The following is a 6278-nucleotide window of genomic DNA, read 5'->3' on the forward strand; positions in this document are numbered from 1 at the left end:
AATTCAAATGTCAGCAAAGCAAGTTATTTTTGGTAATGACGCTCGTTCACAGATGTTAGAGGGCGTAAACATCTTAGCAAACGCTGTTAAGGTAACCTTAGGTCCTAAAGGCCGTAACGTAGTATTAGACAAGAGCTATGGTGCTCCTCTAATCACTAAGGACGGTGTATCTGTTGCTAAGGAAATTGAACTTGAAGGCAAGTTCCAGAATATGGGCGCTCAGATGGTTAAGGAAGTAGCCTCAAAGGCTAATGATGCTGCAGGTGACGGTACCACAACAGCTACAGTATTAGCACAGGCTATTGTAACTGAGGGCTTAAAGTCAATCGCTGCTGGTATGAATCCAATGGATGTTAAGCGCGGTATCGACAAGGCAGTTGCAGCTGCTACTGAAGAGTTAAAGAAGTTATCAATCAAGTGTGAAGACAAGAAGGCTATCGCTCAGGTTGGTACAATTTCTGCAAACTCTGATGCTACTGTTGGTAACCTGATTGCTGATGCAATGGAGAAGGTTGGTCGTGATGGTGTTATCACCATTGAAGATGGCCAGGGCTTAGAGGATAAGCTTGATCTTGTTGAGGGTATGCAGTTTGACCGTGGTTACTTATCACCATACTTCGTAAACAAGACAGAGACAGGTACTGTTGAGTTAGACAACCCATACATCTTATTATGCGACAAGAAGATTTCAAACATCCGCGATTTATTACCAATCCTTGAGGGTGTTGCAAAGGCTTCTAAGTCATTACTTATCATCGCAGAGGACGTTGAGTCAGAAGCTTTAGCTACATTAGTAGTTAACAACATGCGTGGTATCGTTAAGGTTGCTGCTGTTAAGGCTCCTGGTTTCGGTGACCGTCGTAAGGCTATGTTACAGGATATCGCTATCCTAACTGCCGGTACTGTAATTTCATCAGAATTAGGTATGGAATTAGAGAAGGCAACCTTAGATGATTTAGGCGTTGCAAAGCGTGTTGTAATCACTAAGGATAACACCACCATCATCGATGGCGAAGGTGATTCAGAGGCTATCAAGGATCGTGTAGCTCAGATCCGCAAGCAGATCGAAGATTCAACTTCTGAGTACGACCGTGAGAAGTTACAGGAGCGTGTTGCTAAGTTAGCAGGTGGCGTTGCTGTTATCAAGGTTGGCGCTGCAACTGAAGTTGCTATGAAAGAGAAGAAGGATCGTGTTGAGGATGCTATGCATGCTACTCGTGCTGCTGTTGAGGAAGGTGTTGTTCCAGGCGGCGGTGTTGCATTAGTTCGTGTAGCTAAGAAGATTGCAGGTCTGAAGGGTGACAACCAGGATCAGGACGTAGGTATCAAGGTTGCATTAACAGCAATGGAAGCTCCTTTACGTCAGATCGTAACCAACGCAGGTCAGGAAGCTTCAGTTGTTGCTAACGAAGTACGTAACGGCTCAGACAACTACGGTTATAATGCAGGTACAGAGCAGTACGGCGATATGATCGAGATGGGTATTCTTGATCCTACCAAGGTAACCCGTTCAGCATTACAGTATGCAGCTTCAATCGCTGGTTTAATGTTAACAACCGAGTGTATGGTTGCTGACGCTCCTCGTAAGGATGATGCTCCTGCAGCTCCTGCAATGGGCGGCATGGGCGGTATGCCAGGCATGATGTAATCATTTTTGAAAAAATGTACTATAATTAATATACGCTAGGAAGAACCCCCAAGACCCGTAAAAAGGCTCGGGGGTTCGTCGTTTTTAACCAAAAAAAATCTTCTCTCAATTATTTGAGTGAAGATTTGTAGGAAAAGAAAGGAATTGTTAGCCTAGAAGATCTAGAAGTTCCTGTTCAGTGAGCTTCATAGCTTCAGAAGCTACATTTGCTGTTCCTTCAAGGAAGTCAGCTGCAACTTCTCTTTTCTTAGCATGAAGTTCAAGAATTTTTTCTTCTAATGAATCTTTAATAACAAGTCTGAATACGTTAACAGGTCTTGTCTGACCGATTCTATATGCTCTGTCTGTAGCCTGATCTTCAACGGCAGGATTCCACCAAGGATCAAGATGAACAACATAATCAGCACCAGTCAGATTAAGTCCCTGACCACCAGCTTTAAGACTGATTAAAAAAACGTCTCCAATGCCAGTCTGGAACTCATCAATTGCTTTAGCTCTAGCTTTTTCAGGAGTAGATCCATCAAGATACTGATATGAAATCCCCTCTTTCTCAAGAAGATTTCTGATAATAGTCAGATATCCGACAAACTGACTGAACACAAGCAGACGATGACCTCCGCTTAATGCTTCATCTAGAAGATCTTTAAAAGCATCTGTCTTTGAGCTTGATTTAAACTTGAGTTCTTTTCCAAGTAAAGAAGGATCGCAACAGAACTGTCTTAACTTTGTAAGAGCTGAGAGGATCTGAAGTCTTCTTTGACCTGTTTTATTGATTTCAAGTTTGTTTTTTTCAAGATCTTCAAGAGTTGATAAACGCAGTGTTTCATACAGTTCTTTTTCTCTTTGAGAAGCTTCAACAGTAATAACCTGCTCAGTTCTTGGAGGAAGATCTTCTAAAACATCACCCTTGAGTCTTCTTAAGATAAATGGACTGATTAATAGCTTGAGCATTCTGTTTGCAATTTTGTCATCTGCTGCATTTGCAAACTTTTTGTGGAAATCGCTCTTAGAGCCTAACAAACCTGGATTTATGATATTGAAAATACTCCACAAATCATCAAGATTATTTTCAATTGGGGTACCTGTAAGAGCTAATGACATATGTGCATTAATAATTGATGCTGTTTTAGCTCTTTGTGTTGCTGAATTTTTTAAAGCCTGTGCTTCATCATAAACGGCAAGCTGCCATTGTATCTGAGACAGAGTAGGAGCTTCATTTGAGAGAAGACCATAACTTACGATAAGAACATCTCCTGATTTCATTGATGTAATTGTTGATTCTCTGTCTTCAGACAGTTTCAGTCTGTGAGTTTTTAGTGTTGGAGCAAATTTGTTGAGCTCATTTTCCCAGTTTGGACATACTGAGGTTGGAGCTGCAATCATAATTGGTCCTTTTGATGCAAAAGCGAGCATTGCACTTATAGTCTGAACTGTCTTTCCAAGACCCATATCGTCAGCAAGGCAGGCACCAACACCCCACTCTTCCATTCTGCACAGCCATTTAAATCCTTCAATTTGATAAGATCTGAGCTGAGCATTTAGTGTCTTTGGTACTTTAAAGTCTTTTTCAAGGGCCTTGTTTCTCTTTTCGACAATTGAAGAAACCTTCTTTGTAAATGAGCAGTTCATATCATCAAGCAAGGTTTCAACTGTATTTTGTGCAAGTGGATGAGATATCAGATTACCTTGCTTATCGAAGGTTGTAACGGTATTTAGTTTTTCAAGTCTCTTTTTCAGATCTGATGTTATCGATACATATGTCTGCTCATCAATTTTAATGTAATTACCACTGGAAGTATCTAGTGATTTTAATAATGATTTTAATGAAATATATCTTTCATCAGAGAGCTGAACATCTCCTGAGATTGAAAGATATGCATTTTCACCAAGGTCACCTTTAAGTTTGAAACTAGATGGCGAAATAGATCCTTGAACATAGAATTTTCTGCCTTCAGCCCATTCAAGAGTGCACTTGTCTTTTATACCATTGCACTGTTCTAAGAATGCAAGAAAATCAGACATATCATCAGTTGAGTAGGAGAAGTCAGAATCCTTGTACATATTATCAAGAGCAGGAATGCTATCAACGATTTCAATTGCATTCTTTTTTTCTTCACTCAGATCTCTTTTGAAAAGTACAGGTAATCCTGATTCTTTCTGATAAACAAGAATTGATTCTTCACCTTCTCCTGGAAGTTTATAAGGACAATTTTCCTCATCTGAAGCCTTTGCTCTGATCCTTACTTCGTAGTATTTACCATCTTCTTTTAAAAGAATAGTTGGCTTTACTTGAGCATTTTTTGATGCAGAATTTACCTCATAATGCATCTCTATGTCGGTACTTGTTCCAAAAGAGACTATTTCATCTAGAGCACTCTTTGGAATTTTTGTATTAGAATCCTTCAGTAAATTGATAAGATCCTGATGAACCTTTTCTATAGAATATATATATAGTTTTTTGTTCTTTTCATCTATAGTAAATTTCTTTTCTGAATCTCCATATTGTCCTGAACTAATGTTTATAGTAAAGAAATCACCGTCTTCTTTTACCTCAAGAGAAACTTTCTTTTTCTCTGCAGATAAATGTATATATTCTTCAGAAGCAAATTTCTTTAGGTAAATATATGGATGACCTATAAGAGATAGAAGAGTTTTGTTGCAAGAGAAACTGTAACTTGTTGAATTATATCTGCTCAGCATATCATGGCTTGCAGCAATAGTTTTATCCTGATCTGTCAGATAGTCAGCCTTTTCACCTCTAGCAGAATAGAAATATTTGACATCAAAGTAAGATTCGCTCTTAATATTATCATTTTCATCTAGAGTAATGACGCCAGGTGTTGGTAGTTGCAAAGAATCTTCATTGATCTCTCTAAAGATCCAGGCTAGCTTTTTTGTAGCCTTTTTAGTAGCTGTTACTTTTTTCTTTGTACTATCCTTTTTATCTTTGAGTTTTAAGATATCCTTGATTGAATTTATCTGATTTTTCCAAATGTTATCGTTGTTTATTATTGTAGAAAAATCAAAATACTCTGAATTGTTCAGCTCTGGAGCAAAGTCTGTGCCTGTTAGAGATTTTATAGTATTGTAAAAAGCTTTACAGATGAATGGATAACTAATCATAGTCTGTTTATAGGCAGAAATGATTTGATCTTTAATATCATCTGTTATTTCATAATCTTTGTCACAAGCAAGTGCACAAAGAATAATTATTCTGCAAGAAAGATTCGCTCTAAAATATGTATATATGTGACAGTTATAGACTTTATCGGAAAATGATGTTTTCTGGCCAGATCTCAGATCATTTAGAAATTTGATTGCTCCCATATAAAGAGTTAATAAGAATTTTGTATCACTATCTTTATTTAGTTGAGATTCAATCTGCTTGTTCATATTTGATATCTCAGAGTTGGTCATCATTCTGCAGAAATTAATTAAAGCGATGACTTTTGACTCTTTGTTTATTTTTCCAGTCTTCTTCTTGTATTCTTTCTGGTAGGCAATAAGCAGTTTTTTTGCTTCTTCAAAATTACCTTTTAAGAACTTATCAAAAGCATGTACGAAAATTTGATCTTCATTAATACCAGAAAGACCAAATCTGCAGTAGTTTGCCATGGAAGAAAACAATGATGGATTTTCACTACCAACAGAAGTTCCTGGTATTAAAGGATCATATTCTTCATCCAAAAATAATGCATCCTGAATTTTTGTAAGAGCTATTTTTGTTTCATCTGAAAAATTTTTTGAAAAGTCCTTGTCATTGCAAATCTCTCTTATAGATTTAGCCAAATCTATTTTTCCATTTCGGAGGATCTTGTCAATTACATAATCAATTTCTTCTTCATAAAGAGGAATGTTAAGGTAAAGCTTGAGAAGAGCTTTTCCATCTTGCAAATCAGAATATTCAGGATCATGCTCTTCAATGTAATCAATAATATTTGCATAGCATTCAGCAGTTTCTGGATTTGACACTGCTAATTTTCTATATTCATTAATATATTCTTCATAACATGTTAATGTTGAGTTATTGTAATAACTGAAAGAAAAGAAATCATCAAAGTCATCTTCATAGTAAAAGAAATCATCATATTCTTTTGGAATACTAGGGAATTTTTCGTTATCATTCTTTTTTAGATACTTTTCAATATCAATAGAAAATTTTTCAGAATTATTTGCAATGCGAAAAATTGGCTCGTATAAATGCAAACTGAAAGTTCTTTTTGCGATTTTAGGGAAAAAAGCTATAACATTGAGTATTGATACGAATTCTTTTTTGGTTTCAGTATACTGTTTTGATGAAGATTTTCTTGTTGCCATGATGTAATTTCCGATTTTAATTGACCATGCGTATTATACCTTAAATAGCGAATTTATCATTTTATGAACAATTTTTTTTGTGCTGTTGTCAAAAGTTGATAAAGTCTAATTCTTGTTTAGTTTTCTTCTTTATTAATAAGAATGTAAAAGATCTTATTTTTCTCTATTTTTGCAGTTCGATCATTAACTAATGAATTGCTTAAAAATGAGGTCTAGCACCAAATTTGCTGTTTAAAAACATACCCAAGATCTTAGTAACTATTTGAAAATCAAGGGTATTTATAAAATTACTACCTGACAGCCAATCTGTAGG

At 36.3% G+C, this 6278-nt stretch carries 2 protein-coding genes; one reads left to right on the forward strand and one right to left on the reverse strand.

Annotated elements, in window-relative coordinates; genetic code table 11:
• Window positions 1-7 precede the first annotated feature (7 nt).
• Window positions 8-1648: a chaperonin GroEL gene (groL, locus tag J5V48_RS07685; protein WP_219937992.1), complete on the forward strand. Its 1641-nt coding sequence runs from the start codon at window positions 8-10 to the stop codon at window positions 1646-1648.
• Window positions 1649-1795: 147 nt separating this feature from the next.
• Here the strand turns inward: groL and J5V48_RS07690 are convergent, their stop codons facing one another.
• Complete coding sequence (locus J5V48_RS07690) at window positions 1796-5965, reverse strand: DEAD/DEAH box helicase (protein ID WP_219937993.1); 4170 nt, start codon at window positions 5963-5965, stop codon at window positions 1796-1798.
• Window positions 5966-6278 lie beyond the last annotated feature (313 nt).

Source organism: Succinivibrio faecicola (genome assembly GCF_019448115.1).
Taxonomy (GTDB): domain Bacteria; phylum Pseudomonadota; class Gammaproteobacteria; order Enterobacterales; family Succinivibrionaceae; genus Succinivibrio; species Succinivibrio faecicola.

Coding starts and splice junctions, on each gene's coding strand:
- groL (WP_219937992.1), top strand. CDS start 8: ATGTCAGCAAAGCAAGTTATTTTTGGTAATGACGCTCGTTCACAGATG.
- J5V48_RS07690 (WP_219937993.1), bottom strand. CDS start 5,965: ATGGCAACAAGAAAATCTTCATCAAAACAGTATACTGAAACCAAAAAA.